The sequence below is a fragment of the Aureisphaera galaxeae genome (assembly GCF_028561275.1).
In the GTDB taxonomy this organism is placed as follows: domain Bacteria; phylum Bacteroidota; class Bacteroidia; order Flavobacteriales; family Flavobacteriaceae; genus Aureisphaera; species Aureisphaera galaxeae.
The window spans coordinates 243,282-262,472 of sequence record NZ_JAQQTF010000004.1 but is presented as its reverse complement, the minus strand read 5'-3'; the positions used below and the strand labels follow the sequence as shown (position 1 = coordinate 262,472).

The window sequence follows — 19,191 nt, the reverse complement described above, 5'->3', positions numbered from 1 at the left end:
GTTTCAATTAGTCATTTGGCAGCCTAAACATAATATCGGTCCGTAGCACATATTTTACACCCTCTTCCACAGGATTTCCGGCATGTTCCAAGTCATGACGAAATATCAAGGCCATTCCTTTTTCGGGTACAATTTTCAGGTCATTGAATTCAGTTGTTCCTCCCGTAAAACCATCATTCAGGTAAATCATAAAAGTGTAAAAACTGGCTTCGGATGCATTTCTAATAAAGCTCTGATCCCGATGCTTTTTAAATTCCTGAAGCGAACCATATTTATAAAACCGGAAACGTTCGTTTAATCCGATAGCGGTACTTTTTCCATAAGCATTCGGTACGTGATCTTTTACAGCTTCCCAAATCCCCAGCGCTAAATCTTCATTGGTATACTGCACCCTTTTATTGTTTCGTATATGATCCACCCTTCTCTGCCCAAAATCGGTTTGCACGGTCGCTGCTTCATACCCATAAGCCTCACTTATTCTGATATACTTATCGCATTCTTCGGGGTTCCAAAAACCCTTCATGGTGATGATATGATCGGTATGCTGCACTAGTTCCAACGCCTAATTATTTAAGATTAACGACATATTAAGCCACAAATATAATCCAATCAATCTCTTGGAAGGTGGAAGCTTAGCAATTATGCCGTACCTTAGCAACACTTCACCTATTCGGAAAAGAAAATGAAACGATTTATCTTATCAACACTCTTGCTGTTTAGCCTTACGGGTTTTGCGCAAGAAGTTCAGGAAATCCATCAACGCGCTAAAATCCATTTCAACGATCCCAGCGATATCAACACATTATTAAACCTTGGAATCGCAGTAGACCATGGAATCAACTTAAGAGAGAACTTTGTGCTCAGTGACTTTTCGGTTTCCGAAGTGCAAAAAGCCATGCAAGCGGGTTTTAAAGTGGATGTTTTAATTGAAGATTCCAAAGCCTATTTTCTTCAAAACAATAAAAAGGTAACCATAAACAGGGAAGCCGCTGTTTGCGGAAATGCCTACGAAGTACCCGATAATTGGAATTTCGGAAGCATGGGTGGATACTATACCTATCAAGAATTTTTGGATGAATTGGACGATATGGTGGCCCTTTATCCCGATCTCATTTCGGCTCCAGCCAATATCGGCACCTTCCTCACCGAAGGTCAACCCGACAACTCAACAACGCCCCCAATTGGAGGCAATCCCATTAAGTGGGTGAAGATTAGTGACAACCCCAATAGCAGTGCAGAGGGTGAACCCAAGATTCTTTACAACTCCATTACCCACGCGCGAGAACCCACTTCCTTATCGCAAAACCTGTTTTTTATGTGGTACCTGTTGGAGAACTACGAAACCAATCAGGAAGTCAAAGAGATTGTAGACAACACCGAATTGTACTTCGTACCCGTTATTAATCCCGATGGATATCTATACAACGAACTCACCGATCCTAACGGTGGAGGATTTTGGCGTAAAAACCGAAAAGATGGGCATGGTATAGACAATAACCGAAACTACGACTACTATATTGGCGGGGATCCGGCAAACAATACCTGGGGTGGTGAAGGTACTTCTAGCGATCCCAACAGTCAGGTATACCATGGGCCCGCTCCTTTTTCGGAAGTGGAAAATCAAGCCATGCGTTGGTTTTGCGAACAACATGATTTTGTCATGGCCTTAAACAATCACAGTCACGGAGACGGTATCTTCTTTCCCTTTGGTTATACCAGTTCCGCATTTACGCCAGAACACGATTTGTATTTGGACTTCCTCGGGGAAATGACCTCCAGAAACGATTACTTTTTTGTGAAAACCAACGGGATTTCTGGTGCTGTAAACGATTTTATGTACGGCACCGTGGGAACGCATAACAAAATCTACTCTTTCCTTCCAGAAATAGGAAACCAATTCTGGTTACCTATGGACCGTATTATTCCTTCCTGTTTGGATATGATGTACATTAATATTGCTTCCGCGAAAATGACGAACAACGGTGTGAACATTTTCGATAGATCCGGCACCTACACTGGAGACCAAGCTGTGGTAGACCAAGAATTCGAATTTAAACGTCTGGGATTGAGCGAAAGCCATGATTATACCTTAAGTCTTGTTCCTGTATCTGCCAATATTGCCTCTGTGGGTAGCCCACAATCTTTTAATGGATTAGCTCCTATGGAAGTAGTTACAGGAAGTATACAATACACCTTAGAAGCAGGAACTCAAGCAGGAGATCTAATCGTTTTTGAGTTGGTAGTGAATAATGGAACCTATGATAATCGATTGTTGGTTGAAAAACGCTTCGGATTGGAAGTTCCCATATTCTATGATCCCGGAAACAGCACCACCGACAATTACGACACCAATGATTGGGGGATTAACGACGTTATCTTTGTAAGTGCGCCGAGCTCCATTGCAGATTCCCCTTTCACCCAATACGCTAACAATGTAGATACCGCTATCACCATATCAGATCCTATAGATTTGAGTGACGCCATGGGCGCGAGTGCTTCTTTTTTCGCCCGCTGGGATATAGAGAACAATGAAGACTACGCCCAATTCGAAGTCTCTATTGACAATGGAACCACTTGGATTCCTCAATGCGGAATCTATACCAACGCGGGTCAACCACAGGGTATTCAGCCAGAGGGAGAGCCTGTTTACGATGGCACTCAATTGGATTGGGTATTGGAAAAAATAGATCTTAGTGATTATATAGGCGAGAACATTTTGGTACGGTTTCAATTGGCCTCGGGTCCTTCAGGAATACGAGATGGGCTTTATTTCGACAACCTAACCATTAATATTGTGAACGAAGATGTGTTGAATACTTCAGAATTTGCTACATCAGCCTTTGGTATTTATCCAAATCCTGTGGAAGATGTGTTGAGCATTACTACCTCGGTTCAGAATTATTCCATAGAGATATACAACCTGCAAGGACAGCTAATTCGAAGTGAATTAAACAATAGCGGATCCAAAGAAATGGATTACAGTAATTTGGCCAGTGGAGTATATCTATTAAAACTCTTTAACCAAGAAACCACACAGACTTTTAAGATCGTTCGCTTATAAGTTTTTCATACTAAAACACATACATAATTATGGGATTCTTAAAAGGATCCCATTTTTTTATGGATATCATAAAACTGGATAATTTTCGCTATTTTGCATTCCTACAAATATGAGACTATGACCGACGTAAAACGACTGTTCGACTTCCCCTATTATCAACTAGCACAATACCCTCAAGAAGGGGCACTTGTTAGCAAAGTAAATGGGGAATGGATAAAAACCTCTACACAAGAGTACATTGATAAGGCCAATGCCATTAGCCGTGGATTGATTAAACTTGGGGTACAACCCAATGACAAAGTCGCTATTATTTCCATGACCAACCGCACAGAATGGAATATCTGCGATATTGGAATCCTACAAACTGGAGCCCAAGATGTGCCTATCTATCCTACTATTTCTGAAGAGGAATACGAATATGTCTTGAATCATAGTGAATCACAGTATTGCTTTGTTTCCTGTACCGAGGTATTGGAGAAAATCAACAAAATTAAAGGGAATGTGCCCACATTGAAGGGCGTATATTCCTTCGATGAAATTGGTAGTTGCGATAATTGGTCCGAAGTGTTGAAACTTGGGGACGAAAATCTGGATTTGCAGGAAGAAGTTGAAAAGCGAAAAGCAGCAGTACATGAGGATGACCTGGCTACATTAATCTACACCTCTGGTACGACCGGAAAGCCGAAAGGGGTTATGCTTTCGCACAAGAACATTGCCAGTAATGCTAAGCACAGTAGAGGACGACTGCCTATTGAAATGGGAAATTCTAAAGCCTTGAGTTTCCTTCCCGTTTGCCATATCTACGAGCGCATGCTATTGTACATGTACCAGTATTGTGGGGTGAGCATTCACTTCGCCGAAAGTTTAGAAACCATTAGCGATAACCTAAAGGAAGTGAAGCCCGAGGTAATGACGGCCGTACCACGACTTTTAGAGAAAGTATACGATAAGATTATTGCCAAGGGAACCGATCTTACAGGTATTAAGAAAAAACTATTCTTCTGGGCTGTTGGCTTAGGATTGAAATGGGAACCCTATGGCCAGAACGGTGGATGGTACGAATTTAAATTAAAGATTGCCCGAAAACTTATCTTCAGTAAATGGCAAGAAGCCTTGGGTGGAAACCTAAAGGCCATTGCCTCTGGTAGTGCTGCCTTGCAACCGAGATTGGCCCGTGTATTCAATGCGGCCGACTGTCCCGTAATGGAAGGGTACGGTCTTACCGAAACCTCACCTGTGGTATCGGTTAATGATATGCGTAATGGTGGATTCAGAATTGGAACGGTAGGAAAGGCACTTCCCGATACAGAAGTAAAGATAGCCGAAGATGGGGAAATCCTTATCAAAGGGCCTCAAGTAATGCAAGGGTATTACAAGGACCCGGAAAAATCTGCCGAGGTATTGAAAGATGGATTCTTTCATACGGGAGATATCGGAATCATTGATGAAGATGGCTTCCTTAAAATCACCGACCGTAAGAAATCCATGTTCAAAACCAGTGGTGGAAAATATGTGGCTCCACAGCTTATAGAAAATGCCATGAAACAATCGCGCTTCATTGAGCAGATTCTTGTGGTGGGAGAAGGCGAGAAAATGCCGGCGGCTCTTATTCAGCCCAACTGGGAATTTGTGGCGGACTGGTCCGAAAGAAAGGAAAAGAACATCCCAACCGATCCCAAAGAAGCCTATACCAACGAAGTGTTGATTAAGCGGATTAATAAAGAAGTGGAAAAATTCAATGAGCGCTTCGGGAAATGGGAAAAGATCAAGAAATTCGAATTAACGCCAGACATCTGGAGTATTGAAGATGGTCACCTTACCCCTACCATGAAAATGAAACGAAAGGTGATTAAACAGAAGTACATGGATCTGTACAACAAAATCTACGAGAAATAATCGTAAGCAATAGATAATAGATAAAGGAAAGGGCGGTGAATTCACTGCCCTTTTTTATTGATCGAAGAAAAATATCCTTATTTTAGAAGGGCTAAGACGTTTTTAGCACTTTTTTCGTTCTTTTTTCAGCCTCTTTTCACTTGGCAAATGCCCTCGCTGAAAATAGATTTGTGTTATCAGAATTCATAAAAATTGAAAGTCATGAAAACATCAATCAAAATTATCGTACTCGTTATGTTCCTTTTGGGAAGCGGTCCTACCCTATTTGCTCAGCGTGGAAGCAACAGCAATAGTAACCACAACAGCAATCACAACAACAACCACAATTGTTCCAGTAGCTCTACCACTAAATCCATCAGTTTAGAGGATAGTTCGAAAAATGAATCTGTCACCATTTCCGTGACCGACGAAGTGAAGTGTCTTAACATTGGGGTGTCCAGTAATATTTCTTCTGGTGCGCTGACTATGGAAATTTACAATCCCGAGGGAGACAAGCAAGGAAACTTTTCAGTAGAGAGTGAACTTAATTCTAGTTCTTCCAACACGGGAAAAAGCTCGGAAACGGTTTGTGGCCAGCTCAACAAAACCTTTAAAGAACCTATGAAGGGAGACTGGGTCATAAAACTGAAACCTAAGAAAGTAACCGGTAAAGTTCAAATTCATTCGCACCAAGCAAGCAGTAACTAAGCGTTTGCTTCCACATGAAAAACGAGACTAACCTACCATACCGATCCCTCCTCTCCTTTGGGGCGTTCCTAATCCTATTTCAGTTAGCCATAGGACAGTCCCAAGGGGAACACACACCTGGTATTAGAGGTAAATTACAACTGGATTCCATTTGGGATCCAGTGGTTTACCTCTCGCACATCCCTACCCTAAACGACATGTATCATATGTCTACAGGAATGATCATTTCTGAAGCATCCTTGGACAGCTTGGGAAATTTTTCGTTTGCCACCGATTATCTTTCCGAGGATGACCAACTGTACCGAATTCACATTTCTAAAAAAGGAGCTCCCATGGGCTCCCTCATTATTGGAGGGGATGAAGAAAATCATATGTTCGTTGTTGGTAACAAGTACTCATCCATCGTGCTCGAAAACATACCGGGCAATCCCCCGTTCACTCCTGTCGAGATCCAAGGCTATCGTCCTGCACAGGAATTACGGGAAGTAGATCGGATCTATACCTATGTGGACAGTACGCATTTTAAAGGTTCTTCGGTAAAGGGAGAATTTGTAACCAAGGCGATTTATGAAAAACTACGCTTTGTGGCCGATACCAGTTCCCATTCTTTGGTTTCCCTATACGCTTTGCATAGAAGTAAGTTTGAAACGAACTACCCTATCAACAAGTCATTTTATGAAGGATATCTAAAAAAATGGAAAGGCGAGAAATCAAATTATTTTAAAACATTTCGATCCCAATTGCCCCAAGAATCGAGTAAGGACTATACTGCCTATATCCTTATCGGATTGGCCTTTTTTATTCTAGGTTTTGTTTTGAATCATTTCCTAAAACGGAAAAAGAAAAAAGGTCCTAATCCCATTCAGAAATTGAGCGTCCAAGAAAGGAAGATCTTGGAAGAAATAAAGCAAGGACGGTCCAACAAGGAAATTTCAGAAACCTTCAATATTGGATTGAGCACCGTGAAGTCGCATGTAAGCAGTATATACACCAAACTGAACATAAAATCCCGAAAGGAAGCGATGGATTTTTAGCAAAATTGGGAGGCATGTGTAAGTGTCCGGCTGGATTTGAGACTTACCCAAGGTAATTGTAAAACTTTGCACATGCGTCTACCCAGTTTCCTTCCCATTGTTGTTTTATTTTTTGCACTCACCACCATAACCGCCCAAGAACGAACCAAAACCTATGATCAGGATGAGGAATTGGGAAAGGTAAGTTGGTACCGCGACTATGATACAGCCTTGGACCTTGCCAAAAAGGAAGGAAAGCCCGTGCTCATATTATTTCAGGAAGTGCCTGGATGTGCTACCTGCCGGAACTACGGTCACAATGTACTCTCCCACCCTTTAATGACGGAAGCCATAGAAAACGAATTCATCCCATTGGCTATTTTTAATAATAAAGGAGGGAAGGACAGACAAATCCTGAAGAAGTACAAAGAGCCCAGTTGGAATAACCCCGTAGTTCGTATTGTGAACGACAAGGGTGAGAACCTAGTGAGAAGGGTGGCCAGCGATTATTCGGCAAAAGGATTATACAACGCAATGATCAATGCGTTGGAAGCGTATGGCAATCCTATTCCAGAGTATGTAAAGATTTTGGGAAAGGAACTAACAACAACGACCGATCATAACCTTCAGGAAAAACATTTTAAGATGTATTGCTTCTGGACGGGAGAGAAAAAGCTGGGCTCACAAGATGGTGTTCTTGCCACCCAAGCAGGTTTTATGAATCGTTCGGAAGTGGTTCGGGTTATTTATGATGCCGATGAAATCTCCGAGCAAGAGCTTTCGGACTATGCTCAAGCCAATTCCATGATCCCCGTTGCCAAGACCCAGTTTCAATGGTCACCAAGGGATGAGGATTATTTCATTCAGCACAGCCGATTTAAACATGTCCCACTCACCGAAGTTCAAAAAACCAAGATAAACAGTGCGTTAGGATTAAAACAGAACCCCCAGAAATATTTGAGTCCGAAGCAATTGGAATGGTTTAAGCACCCCAAAACCAAGGAATCCATTTTCGATCAGGATTTCTTCGAATCTTGGGATAAATTGTCCATGCTCAACTAAAACCCCTCTTTTACAGACCACTTTGCAAAAACTTAACACAAAAAATAACTATTTGCTATGCATGCATAATATTTTTTTCTATCTTTGAAGGAATAATTTCAAACAAGATTCCCCTTGAAAGAAAAAACCATAGACTACATACTTCGGGCCACTTGGATGGCGGTACAGAAAATGTACAACGAAGAAGCCGGAAAAAAGGAAAGTACCATGGCCACTGGATTTGCTTTAATCAGCATCGATCCTGAGGAAGGTACCCCTTCTACGGCCTTAGGGCCAAAAATGGGAATGGAGGCTACGAGCCTTTCCCGAACATTAAAAAACATGGAGGACAAAGGACTTATCGTCCGAAAGCCCAATCCTGCCGATGGACGCGGGGTGCTTATTCACCTTACCCCTTTTGGCGTAGAGATGCGCGAGTTCTCCAAGCAGGTGGTACTTCGCTTCGACGAAGCGGTGCGGGAGCAGGTTTCCGAAAAGGACCTGGACACCTTTAAAACGGTAGCCAATACCATATTAGATTTGATTCAATCCAAAAAAATATACACGACAAAAAAACAAACCGTATAATGCCAAAAAGAAGAATAGAAAAAGTAGCAGTGATCGGCTCCGGGATCATGGGAAGCGGAATTGCTTGTCATTTCGCTAATATTGGAGTGGAAGTCCTGCTATTGGATATTGTTCCTAGGGAACTGAACGACAAAGAGAAAGCCAAAGGCCTTTCCCTAGAAGATAAAGTAGTGCGTAATCGTCTGGTAAATGATGCACTGGCCAACTCCATTAAATCCAAACCGGCCCCACTCTACCATAAGAAATTTGCCAGTCGAATTACGACAGGGAATTTGGAAGATGATATTGCCAAAGTAGCTGATGTCGATTGGATTATTGAGGTGGTAGTAGAGCGCTTAGACATTAAGCAACAGGTTTTCGAGAACCTTGAAAAACATAGAACTCCCGGGACTTTGATTACTTCAAACACATCGGGGATTCCGATCAAATTTATGAACGAAGGGCGCAGTGAAGACTTCAGAAAACACTTCTGTGGGACACACTTCTTTAACCCCCCACGATATTTGAAATTATTCGAAATCATTCCAGGACCAGACACTTCGCAAGAAGTACTTGATTTCCTGAATGGATACGGAGAGCAGTTCCTTGGTAAGACTTCGGTTATCGCCAAAGATACCCCAGCCTTTATCGGAAACCGTATTGGTATTTTCGGAATCCAAAGCCTTTTCCACCAGGTAAAGGAAATGGGATTGACTATAGAGGAGGTGGACAAGTTAACGGGGCCTGTGATTGGCCGCCCCAAATCGGCAACCTTCCGTACTGTAGATGTGGTAGGATTGGATACCTTGGTACATGTTGCAAATGGAATTCACCAAAACTGCCCGGATGATGAGGAACACGACTTGTTCCAATTGCCAGGTTTCATCGACAAAATGATGGAAAACAAGTGGCTGGGAAGCAAGACCGGACAGGGATTTTATAAAAAAGTAAAAGGGGATGATGGTAAATCAGAAATCCTTTCTTTGGATCTGGACACCTTAGCCTATAGAGGTAAAAAGAAAGCCAACTTTGCTACTTTAGAAATGACCAAGAGCATCGATAAGGTAATCGATCGTTTTAAGGTATTGGCTGGAGGAAAAGACAAGGCAGGCGAATTTTACCGCAAGAACTTCGGAGCCATGTTTGCCTATGTTTCGAAAAGAATTCCAGAAATCACAGACGAACTCTATAAAATAGACGATGCCATGAAGGCCGGTTTCGGTTGGGAACACGGTCCTTTCGAAATTTGGGATGCCATAGGTGTTGATAAAGGAATTGAACTCATAAAGGCATTGGACAAAGAACCCGCTGCTTGGGTAACCGAAATGATGGCCGAAGGAAAAGACAGCTTCTACACCGTAAAAGACGGAGCTTCTTATTTCTATGACATTCCGAAGAAATCGCACGAAAAAATCCCTGGACAGGATGCCTTCATCATTTTGGATAACATCAGAAAATCCAACGAGGTATTCAAGAACAGTGGCGTGGTCGTAGAAGATTTGGGAGACGGAATCTTGAATTGCGAATTCCAAAGCAAAATGAACAGCATTGGCGGTGACGTTCTTGCTGGATTGAACAAAGCCCTAGACCTAGCAGAAGCAGATTTCGACGGATTGGTGATTGGAAACCAAGGAGCGAATTTCTCTGTGGGAGCCAATATCGGAATGATATTCATGATGGCCGTTGAACAGGAATATGATGAGTTGAATATGGCCATAAAATACTTCCAGGACAGTGTAATGCGATTGCGTTACTCCTCTATCCCAACGGTAGTAGCTCCGCACGGAATGACCTTGGGTGGTGGATGCGAAATGACCTTACATGCTGATCGTATAGTGGCGGCTGCCGAAAGCTACATCGGATTGGTAGAATTTGGTGTTGGGGTGATCCCTGGCGGAGGTGGATCTAAAGAAATGGCGATGCGCGCCAGTGATTCCTTCCAGAAGAACGATGTTGAACTCAATAGACTACAGGAGTACTTCTTGACCATAGGAATGGCCAAAGTATCTACTTCGGCTTACGAAGCCTATGACTTGGATATCCTAAAGCCTGGAAAGGACATTGTGGTAGTGAACAAAGACCGTCAGATCGCGACAGCCAAGGCCGTTGCACGTCATATGGCCGATATGGGTTATACGAAGCCTATTAGAAGAAAGGACGTAAAGGTACTTGGAAAGCAGGCACTAGGAATGTTCTTGGTAGGAACCGATAGTATGGAAGCCAGTAACTACATAAGTGAGCATGACAAGAAGATTGCCAACAAACTGGCTTACGTAATGGCTGGTGGAGATCTTTCTGAACCGACGATGGTAACCGAGCAATACCTATTGGATTTAGAACGTGAGGCTTTCTTAAGCCTTTGTGGTGAGCGCAAGACCCTAGAGCGATTGCAGCATATGATCCAGAGAGGAAAACCTTTGAGAAATTAGAGGTGAAAAGTGAGATGTGACAACCTTTCAACTTAAAACTCAACACTTAAAACTTAATATTTAAAACTTAAAACTCAACACTGTTTACAACATGAAAACAGCATATATAGTAAAAGCATATAGAACCGCGGTTGGGAAAGCCCCAAGAGGAGTGTTCCGTTTTAAAAGAGCCGACGAATTGGCCGCCGAAACCATCGAGCACATGATGAAGGAACTCCCCCAATTGGACAAAAAACGCATAGACGATGTGATCGTTGGAAATGCTATGCCCGAAGGATCCCAAGGATTGAACATGGCCCGTCTTATTTCCTTAATGGGATTGGACATCGTAGACGTTCCCGGAGTAACCGTAAATAGATTCTGCTCTTCAGGAGTGGAAACCATCGGGATCGCTACCGCCAAGATTCAAGCAGGAATGGCAGACTGTATCATCGCCGGAGGATCGGAAAGTATGAGCTCTGTTCCTATGACTGGATTCAAGCCCGAATTGAATTACGACCTCATTAAATCTGGACACGAAGATTACTATTGGGGAATGGGAAATACGGCAGAAGCCGTGGCTAATCAGTTCAATGTTTCCCGAGAGGATCAAGATGAGTTCGCCTACAATAGTCATATGAAAGCGTTGAAGGCGCAAGCAGAAGATCGTTTTCAAGATCAAATTGTTCCTATAGAAGTAGAACAAACCTATATAGACGAAAACGGTAAGAAAGCCACTAAAAGTTATACGGTAACCAAAGATGAAGGGCCCCGAAAAGGAACGAATATGGAAGCATTGGGCAAGCTACGCCCTGTGTTTGCTCAAGGTGGAAGTGTGACTGCCGGTAACTCTTCGCAAATGAGCGACGGTGCTGCCTTTGTTATGGTAATGAGTGAAGACATGGTGAAAGAATTAAACTTGGAGCCCATTGCACGAATGGTGAATTACGCCGCTGCTGGAGTGGAACCAAGAATCATGGGAATTGGCCCTGTAAAGGCTATTCCTAAGGCATTGAATCAGGCAGGACTGAAACAAGATGACATCAACCTCATTGAATTGAACGAAGCTTTTGCTTCCCAAAGTCTGGCCGTGATTCGCGAGTTGGGCTTAAACCCAGACATCGTGAACGTAAATGGTGGTGCTATTGCACTGGGGCACCCACTGGGATGTACGGGAGCCAAACTATCCGTTCAGTTGTTTGACGAAATGCGCAAACGCAACATGCAAGGGCAGTACGGAATGGTAACCATGTGCGTGGGAACCGGACAAGGTGCAGCAGGAATATTCGAATTTTTAAACTAATACAAACCCCAACCCGCAAGGGTTAAAGCATATATAATCATGGAAACGATAGACAATATAAAAGAGAACATTCTTCGCGGAGGACAATTCTTGGTAAAGGAAACCCCTTGTGAAGATGTATTTACGCCGGAGGATTTTTCTGAAGAGCAGAAAATGATGAAAGAATCGGTTAAGGAATTCGTAGATCGCGAAATCTGGCCGTTGAAGGAGCGATTCGAAAAGAAGGACTATGCCCTTACCGAAGAGATCATGCGCAAAGCAGGAGAAATGGGGCTTTTGGGGATTGCCGTTCCTGAAGCTTACGGCGGATTGGGAATGGGATTCGTTACCACCATGTTGGTGTGCGACTATATTTCTGGAGCTACGGGATCTATCGCTACCGCCTTTGGAGCACACACGGGAATCGGTACCATGCCAATTACCCTTTATGGAACCGAAGAGCAACGTCAAAAATACGTACCTAAGTTGGCCAGTGGAGAGTGGTTCGGAGCCTACTGTTTAACAGAGCCCGGAGCAGGAAGTGATGCCAATAGCGGAAAGACCAAAGCCGTCCTTTCGGAGGATGGTACTTACTACAGCATTAGCGGACAGAAAATGTGGATCTCAAATGCTGGTTTCTGTAATGTATTCATCGTTTTTGCCCGTATTGAGGACGACAAAAATATTACAGGATTCATTGTAGAAAATGATCCCGAAAATGGAATTTCCCTAGGAGAAGAAGAGCATAAATTGGGGATTCACTCCTCCTCTACCCGTCAGGTGTTCTTTAACGAAACCAAAGTACCTGTAGAGAATATGCTTTCGGAAAGAGGAAACGGTTTCAAGATTGCAATGAACGCGTTGAACGTAGGACGTATTAAATTAGCGGCCGCTTGTCTGGATGCACAAAGAAGAGTGATCGACGGATCGGTAAAGTATGCCAACGAGCGTATTCAGTTTAAAACCCCTATTGCCAAGTTTGGTGCTATTAAAGCAAAGATTGCTGAAATGGCTACAAGTATGTATGTGGGAGAAAGCGCTTGTTATCGTGCTGCAAAAAACATTGAGGATCGTATCAACATCCGAATGAGCGAAGGGAATACCCATCAGGAAGCAGAACTGAAAGGTGTAGAGGAATACGCCATTGAATGTTCCATTTTGAAAGTAGCTGTTTCTGAAGATATTCAAAACTGTTCCGATGAAGGGATCCAGATTTTTGGTGGAATGGGCTTTAGTGCCGATACCCCTATGGAGTCGGCTTGGAGAGACGCACGTATTTCCAGAATTTACGAAGGAACGAACGAGATCAACAGAATGCTTGCCGTAGGAATGTTGGTGAAGAAAGCGATGAAAGGACATGTACAACTTTTGGAACCTGCCATGGCAGTAGCCAACGAATTGACCTCTATTCCTTCTTTCGACACTCCAGACTATTCTGAAGCATTATCCGAGGAAAAAGCCATCCTAGCAAAATTGAAAAAGGTATTCCTTATGGTAGCCGGAAGTGCTGTTCAGAAATACGGACCTGCCCTTGAGGAGCACCAACAACTTTTAATGGCCGCAAGTGACATCTTGATAGAGATTTATATGGCGGAAAGTGCTATCTTGCGTACTGAGAAGAATATCAAGCGTTTTGGTGAAGAAGCTCAAAAAGAGCAGTTGGCCATGACGCAATTGTACTTATACAACGCGGTAGATACCATTACCAAAAAAGCGAAGGAAGGTATTGTTTCTTTTGCCGAAGGTGACGAGCAACGCATGATGCTTATGGGATTGAAACGCTTTACCAAGTACCAGAACATGCCCAATGTGGTAGCGCTTCGTAATTTGATAGCAGAAAAAGTTACAGCGGAGAATACCTATCCGTTTTAAAGAAAAGATTCAATTATCTTCCATTTTTGAATCTTGGTTAGTTAGTTGAATACCGCCTTCAGAAATGAGGGCGGTTTTTTTTATGATTTTCGTGTTAAATTTTATTAAATCGTAAGGAAATTGTCATCATAAAGACTAATAACTACTAAATCGATAGACTTTTAGGAATTAAAACCCTAGTATTTACTGGGGTTTAGAGCTCATTCTTAAATGCACTTTTAACCACTTTTTTTTGTAAATTGCTGAAAAAATTATCCCTATGAAGTTTTTTACTAGCACCCTAACCCTCTGTCTGTTAGCTTCTTTAGGTTTTGCCCAATCACCCGTTGTGCAAAATACAACCCCAAATAGACAATCAATGGCCTCAGAACCAGGGGCTCCCATTACGATTTCTTTCGATCAAGCTTTGAACCCTGCAACGGTAACTGCAGATTCTTTTATGGTATTTGGACGTTGGTCCGGACCTATGGATGGATCCATTAGCTTAGATGCAGGTAATACCGAAGTTACTTTTACCCCTCAACGTAATTTCTTTTACGGGGAATGGATAACTGTTCGTCTTACCACGGCCATAGAAAATGACAGTGGTGATGCCTTAGAAAATGGATATGCCTACAATTATTGGATCAAGACCCTTACGGGGACTTTGAATCAAACGTTGGTAGATCAGTTTTCAGCTAGGGAAGCAGGAGAGACCTTTATTCAGTGTTATGGTGCCTATGCAGGCGATGTAAACCACGACGAATATTCGGATTTGGTGGTTATTAACGAAGACTCCGAAGATATCCGTGTTTTCTTGAACAATGGATCGGGTGGCTACGATGATTTCACCGTATTCGATATGCCCAATGCTAGTAAACCAAGTACTAACGAAGGAGCCGATTTTGATCATGATGGTATGATCGATATTGCTATTGGAAGCATTCAGAACAATAATGTAAGTGTGTTTATGGGTGATAATGCAACCATTTTCGATCCGGAATTAGGGTATTCGGCAGACAATGGAGTGCGTGGTGTTGCAGTAATCGATGTAAATGGAGACGGATGGGATGATTTGGCAACTGCCAACAGAACTGCTAGTACCTACTCCATTCTTATAAACGATGGTACTGGAAGCTTCAATGCTCCTATCACGACAAATGCGAGTATCGCAGGAGAAACTTCTATAGTAGCTGTAGATCTAAACAATGACGGAATCCAAGACTTAGTGATTGGAGGATTTAATAGTAGCAATGTCCTTACCTTGTTAAATGACGGGCAGGGGAATTTCACCGAAACAGATACGGTTTCCATTTCTGGATCTCCTTGGATGTTAGCAGCCGGAGATATGGATAATGATGGAAATATTGATGTTGTGTCGGTCAACTCTTCTTCAGGAGAAGTAAGTATCCTTTTGGGAGACGGTGCTGGAAACCTTTCCTTAAATAACGAATACAGTGTTGGAAGCTTTTCTTTGGCCATAGATGTTGGAGATATTGATGGAGACCAAGATTTAGATTTCATTGCGAGCAATTTCTCGTCAGGTGATTTCACCTTATATGAAAACGTAGGGGGTGGTACTTTTGCCAACCCTATTACATATGATGCTGTTCAGGCAGGTTCTTGCGCTATTTTACATGATAGAAACAATGACGGTGCTATGGACATCACCTTAATAGATGAGTTGGAAGATGTAGTCATCCTATATGAAAATGAGCCTATCCTTAATAATGTAGATCATGAGAATGACGAGCTCATCATCTACCCTAATCCTTTTAAAGATGCTATTTCTATTCAAGGACTCCCTGGAGGAACCAGTGGTAGAATCGTTATTTATGATCTTCAAGGAAGGGTTATTCACAACGTAAATTTCTTGACTTCCGCTTCAGGAACGACTATGGTAAGACTTGGGGATGTTGTATTATCCGAAGGCTTCTATATCTTGGAAGTTGAAGAAGATGGACTACGCAAAAAGAAAAGAAGAAAAATTATTCGTAAGAAGCGAAAATAAAAACCGTTTAGAGATCCGTTGAAACACCTTTTTTCCATTTTCTGCTGTCTTAGCACGCTTGTCGCGATAAGTCAAACGAATACGGAAGTGTTTTTAGCGGATCTTTCTTTTACGGAAGATCGAGAATTCAAAGTCTCCAATTTTCAGAATATCTCTTACAATGAAGGGTATGACAATCAACCTTCATTTACCCAAGATGGCCTTCTTCTCTACGCCAAAACCCAAAATGAACAGACAGATATAGCAGTATTCGATCCTGCCTTCTGGTCAACGCAATGGTTGTTCGAAGGAACTCCCGGAGGCGAATATTCCCCGCAAAGAATAGGTTCGACTCAAGACTTCACCGCGGTTCGTTTGGATCCCGATGGGAAACAACGACTCTACCGCTATCGTTCGGGAGAAGCACCTGTAGCATACATCAAGGACCTTAGGGTAGCTTATTATGCGCACTACGATGAGAACACTTTATTGAGCTCCGTTTTGTCTGGAAATCAATTGGACTTGGTCATCAGCGATATTGCCTCCCAAAAGAGTGATACCCTGTTAGATCGATCGGGTCGCTCCATTCATAAAGTTCCCGCTACAGATGCCATGAGTTACACCGCCGTTAACGAGGAAGGCAATTGGGATGTGTATCAGTTAGATACAAAAACAAAGGAAAGCTTTTTCGTGGCACAATTACCCATAGGCATTCAGGATCATGTTTGGTTAGATGGTTCTAAAATGTTGATTGGTAGTGGTAATAAATTGTATCTATACGATTTATTCGGAGACGGCGAATGGCAATTGTTCGCAGATCTTTCGGCCTACAAAATAGAGAACATTACACGTATGGCCGTTAGTCCGGATCGCAAGCGATTGGCCATAGTAGCCGAGGCACTTTCACCTTCAGAAATCGTACAAGCCCATATAGCACCTTACAACGAAGGACGATTGGATGATTTTGCCAACGCCTTTTCAGAGAATGTAGTAGTGCGTAATTTTCCCGCAGACACCACTTCTATGGGAAGAGCGGAAATGCGTGCGGGTTATGAACGCTTCATGAAGAACAATTCCAATTTAACGGTCAAAGTAGAAAACAGGATCGCCTACAAGAATGTCGTAGTAGACGAAGAAACTGGCACCGTAAACAATGACACTTTTCATCAAGCCACTATATACGAGACAGGACTAGGGAGTATTCAGTCCATGACCTTTATTCACAATAAAAAAACCTCCAAAGACCCCACGATCATCGTAGACAAACAGCTAGAAGCCTATAATGCTAGGAACATTGATGAATTCATGGCCACCTATGCAGACGATATTAAGCTCTATTCCTTTCCTCATCGATTTATGTCCGAAGGACAAGCTTCCATGAAGACAAACTACGCATCCTTTTTTGAAGCAACGCCCGACCTTAACTGCACGATTAAAAACAGAATTGTCGTTGGTAACAAGGTAATCGATGAAGAGTTTTTGACCATTAATGGAAAGAACTACTCCGCCATAGCCATTTATGAAGTAGAAAATGGATTGATCTCCAAAGTGACGTTTATACAATAACATGAGGCTCATTTCCTATACCTTCTTTGTATTCGTATCCTTCTTGTTGCTTCTTAGCTGTGAAGGGGAGGAAGACAGATCTCCCAATTGTACTACGGTTACATGTCCTCCAAATTCGTTTTTAATCAACATTCAGGACACAGACGGCAACCCGCTCATAAATTCCGTTTTCGTGGGGGATTCCTTCAAATTTTATACCCCCACCACTACCCTATATGTAAAGACCTTTCAGCAACAGAACGATGTATTACATATCCGCTATCCGGAAATCGAAACAGGAACTACCTATTTCTTGGAATTGGATGAAACGGAAGTGGATACATTAACCGTTAACTTCACTGTTACCGAACAAACCTGCTGCATCTCTTACAACTTAGATTCCCTCCGCTATAATGGAGTCAACGCTCCCATAAATTCTCAAGAGCTTATTGTTTTAACGAGGCAATAATTTGGCGCTATAATTTTTACTAATTTTAGTGAATTACATAAGCCATGAAAAAAAATCTACTCCTCTTATTTATTCTGAATGCGTTTTTACTGAATGCACAGACAGACCCTAAGATGTACGATATCATTGCCGGGGTTTCTGCAGATCGCCTAGAAAAGGACATTGCCACCTTAGCCAATTTCGGAACGCGCCATACCTTAAGCGATACGGTGTCGGACACACGAGGAATTGGAGCCGCACGACGCTGGATCAAGGCAGAATTCGATAAGGTCTCCCAAGAATGCAATGGATGCTTGGACGTATTCTACCAAAAGGACTTGGTAAAGGAAGGTACCAATGGAAGGATTACCAAAGACGTTTGGGTGGTGAATGTAGCCGCCGTTCAAAAAGGCACCAAATACCCCAATCGATATATCATTATGAGCGGGGATATCGACTCCCGCGTAAGCGATCCCAATAATTATACCGATGACTCCCCTGGAGCTAACGACAATGCCAGTGGAATGGCCGGAGCTATAGAAGCAGCCCGTATATTGAGTAAGTATTCTTTCGAAAGCAGCATTGTTTATTTGGGATTGAGTGGTGAGGAGCAGGGGCTTTTTGGCGGAAAGGGATTTGCCAATTACGCTAAGGAAAATGGATGGGAGATTATTGGAGTACTCAATAATGATATGATCGGAAACATTACTGGAGTAGATGGGGTGATTAGCAATCGTGATTTCCGAATTTTTAGTGAACCCGTTCCTCCTACAGAGTCCGAAGACAGCAGAAAACGAAGACGATATACCGGTGGCGAAGTAGATGGTATTTCGCGTCAGTTGGCACGCTATGTCCATAAAACTACTCAAACTTATATGCCAGAAATGAATCCTATGCTTGTTTATCGCTTGGATCGTTTCGGACGAGGCGGACATCATCGCCCGTTCTGCGATGTGGGCTTTCCGGGTATTCGAATCATGGAAGCACACGAAAACTATACGCAGCAGCATCAAGACATCCGTAATGAAAATGGAATAGAATACGGTGATAAACTGAAATTTGTCAACTTCGACTATGCAGCTAAACTTACTGGGGTTAATGCGATAACTATGGCGAGTCTGGCATCTGCCCCACCCGCTCCAAATAACGTAAAGATTGGTGGCATTGTAGAACCTTCGACCAAGTTAAAATGGGATAAGGTTGAAGGTACCGTGGGATATAAAATTTACTGGAGGGACACCACCTCCCCTACTTGGGATTACAGTAGATTTGTAGGCGATGTCTTAGCCTATACCTTGGAAGGCATTGTTATTGATAATTACCTTTTCGGAGTTGCCGCTGTGGGTAAAGATGGCCACGAAAGTGTGGTGGCTTTCCCAGAAGGTACTTTTAGGAATTAATT

General features: G+C 42.7%; 14 protein-coding genes. 13 read left to right on the top strand and 1 reads right to left on the bottom strand.

Annotated features, from left to right (window positions below; genetic code table 11):
- Positions 1 to 7: 7 nt before the first annotated feature.
- The gene (locus POV27_RS06045) at positions 8 to 550 is read right to left on the bottom strand and encodes a 2OG-Fe(II) oxygenase (protein ID WP_272862650.1); all 543 of its coding nucleotides are present in this window, start codon (positions 548 to 550) and stop codon (positions 8 to 10) included.
- Positions 551 to 682: 132 nt separating this feature from the next.
- On the opposite strand from POV27_RS06045, the gene POV27_RS06040 reads away from it, so the two are divergent.
- The 13 genes from POV27_RS06040 to POV27_RS05980 all read left to right on the top strand — a co-directional run bounded on the left by POV27_RS06040 (position 683) and on the right by POV27_RS05980 (position 19,189).
- Positions 683 to 3,061, top strand: a complete 2,379-nt coding sequence (locus tag POV27_RS06040) for a M14 family metallopeptidase (RefSeq protein WP_272861846.1) — start codon at positions 683 to 685, stop codon at positions 3,059 to 3,061.
- A gap of 117 nt (positions 3,062 to 3,178) precedes the next feature.
- Positions 3,179 to 4,957 (top strand): AMP-dependent synthetase/ligase, encoded by a 1,779-nt coding sequence (locus POV27_RS06035; RefSeq protein ID WP_272861845.1) that lies wholly within the window; start codon positions 3,179 to 3,181, stop codon positions 4,955 to 4,957.
- Between the two features lie 201 nt (positions 4,958 to 5,158).
- Entirely contained in the window at positions 5,159 to 5,644 is a 486-nt protein-coding gene (locus POV27_RS06030; protein ID WP_272861844.1) for a hypothetical protein, read from the top strand.
- 14 nt (positions 5,645 to 5,658) lie between these two features.
- Positions 5,659 to 6,678 carry a LuxR C-terminal-related transcriptional regulator gene (locus POV27_RS06025; RefSeq protein WP_272861843.1) on the top strand — a complete coding sequence of 340 codons (1,020 nt, stop codon included), beginning with the start codon at positions 5,659 to 5,661 and terminating at the stop codon, positions 6,676 to 6,678.
- Between the two features lie 72 nt (positions 6,679 to 6,750).
- Positions 6,751 to 7,719 carry a VPGUxxT family thioredoxin-like (seleno)protein, type 2 gene (locus tag POV27_RS06020; RefSeq protein WP_272861842.1) on the top strand — a complete coding sequence of 323 codons (969 nt, stop codon included), beginning with the start codon at positions 6,751 to 6,753 and terminating at the stop codon, positions 7,717 to 7,719.
- 114 nt (positions 7,720 to 7,833) lie between these two features.
- The gene (locus tag POV27_RS06015; RefSeq protein WP_272861841.1) at positions 7,834 to 8,286 is read left to right on the top strand and encodes a MarR family winged helix-turn-helix transcriptional regulator; all 453 of its coding nucleotides are present in this window, start codon (positions 7,834 to 7,836) and stop codon (positions 8,284 to 8,286) included.
- Entirely contained in the window at positions 8,286 to 10,694 is a 2,409-nt protein-coding gene (locus tag POV27_RS06010) for a 3-hydroxyacyl-CoA dehydrogenase/enoyl-CoA hydratase family protein (RefSeq protein ID WP_272861840.1), read from the top strand. Before POV27_RS06015 ends, POV27_RS06010 begins: the two co-directional genes overlap by 1 nt.
- Before the next feature lie 91 nt (positions 10,695 to 10,785).
- Positions 10,786 to 11,976, top strand: coding sequence for an acetyl-CoA C-acyltransferase (locus POV27_RS06005; RefSeq protein ID WP_272861839.1), 1,191 nt, complete (start codon positions 10,786 to 10,788; stop codon positions 11,974 to 11,976).
- A gap of 39 nt (positions 11,977 to 12,015) precedes the next feature.
- Positions 12,016 to 13,827, top strand: a complete 1,812-nt coding sequence (locus POV27_RS06000; protein ID WP_272861838.1) for an acyl-CoA dehydrogenase family protein — start codon at positions 12,016 to 12,018, stop codon at positions 13,825 to 13,827.
- Positions 13,828 to 14,086: 259 nt separating this feature from the next.
- Complete coding sequence (locus POV27_RS05995; RefSeq protein ID WP_272861837.1) at positions 14,087 to 15,817, top strand: FG-GAP-like repeat-containing protein; 1,731 nt, start codon at positions 14,087 to 14,089, stop codon at positions 15,815 to 15,817.
- An 18-nt stretch (positions 15,818 to 15,835) separates the two neighbouring features.
- The gene (locus POV27_RS05990) at positions 15,836 to 17,362 is read left to right on the top strand and encodes a nuclear transport factor 2 family protein (protein WP_272861836.1); all 1,527 of its coding nucleotides are present in this window, start codon (positions 15,836 to 15,838) and stop codon (positions 17,360 to 17,362) included.
- Between the two features lies 1 nt (position 17,363).
- Positions 17,364 to 17,810 carry a hypothetical protein gene (locus tag POV27_RS05985; protein WP_272861835.1) on the top strand — a complete coding sequence of 149 codons (447 nt, stop codon included), beginning with the start codon at positions 17,364 to 17,366 and terminating at the stop codon, positions 17,808 to 17,810.
- Between the two features lie 44 nt (positions 17,811 to 17,854).
- Positions 17,855 to 19,189 (top strand): M28 family metallopeptidase, encoded by a 1,335-nt coding sequence (locus POV27_RS05980; protein WP_272861834.1) that lies wholly within the window; start codon positions 17,855 to 17,857, stop codon positions 19,187 to 19,189.
- Positions 19,190 to 19,191: the final 2 nt, after the last annotated feature.

Bases quoted from the DNA above. Each gene is read 5' to 3' on its own strand.
- POV27_RS06010 (WP_272861840.1), top strand. From the start codon at position 8,286: ATGCCAAAAAGAAGAATAGAAAAAGTAGCAGTGATCGGCTCCGGGATC.
- POV27_RS05995 (WP_272861837.1), top strand. From the start codon at position 14,087: ATGAAGTTTTTTACTAGCACCCTAACCCTCTGTCTGTTAGCTTCTTTA.
- POV27_RS06000 (WP_272861838.1), top strand. From the start codon at position 12,016: ATGGAAACGATAGACAATATAAAAGAGAACATTCTTCGCGGAGGACAA.
- POV27_RS05985 (WP_272861835.1), top strand. From the start codon at position 17,364: ATGAGGCTCATTTCCTATACCTTCTTTGTATTCGTATCCTTCTTGTTG.
- POV27_RS06025 (WP_272861843.1), top strand. From the start codon at position 5,659: ATGAAAAACGAGACTAACCTACCATACCGATCCCTCCTCTCCTTTGGG.
- POV27_RS05980 (WP_272861834.1), top strand. From the start codon at position 17,855: ATGAAAAAAAATCTACTCCTCTTATTTATTCTGAATGCGTTTTTACTG.
- POV27_RS06005 (WP_272861839.1), top strand. From the start codon at position 10,786: ATGAAAACAGCATATATAGTAAAAGCATATAGAACCGCGGTTGGGAAA.
- POV27_RS06030 (WP_272861844.1), top strand. From the start codon at position 5,159: ATGAAAACATCAATCAAAATTATCGTACTCGTTATGTTCCTTTTGGGA.
- POV27_RS06020 (WP_272861842.1), top strand. From the start codon at position 6,751: ATGCGTCTACCCAGTTTCCTTCCCATTGTTGTTTTATTTTTTGCACTC.
- POV27_RS06040 (WP_272861846.1), top strand. From the start codon at position 683: ATGAAACGATTTATCTTATCAACACTCTTGCTGTTTAGCCTTACGGGT.
- POV27_RS06035 (WP_272861845.1), top strand. From the start codon at position 3,179: ATGACCGACGTAAAACGACTGTTCGACTTCCCCTATTATCAACTAGCA.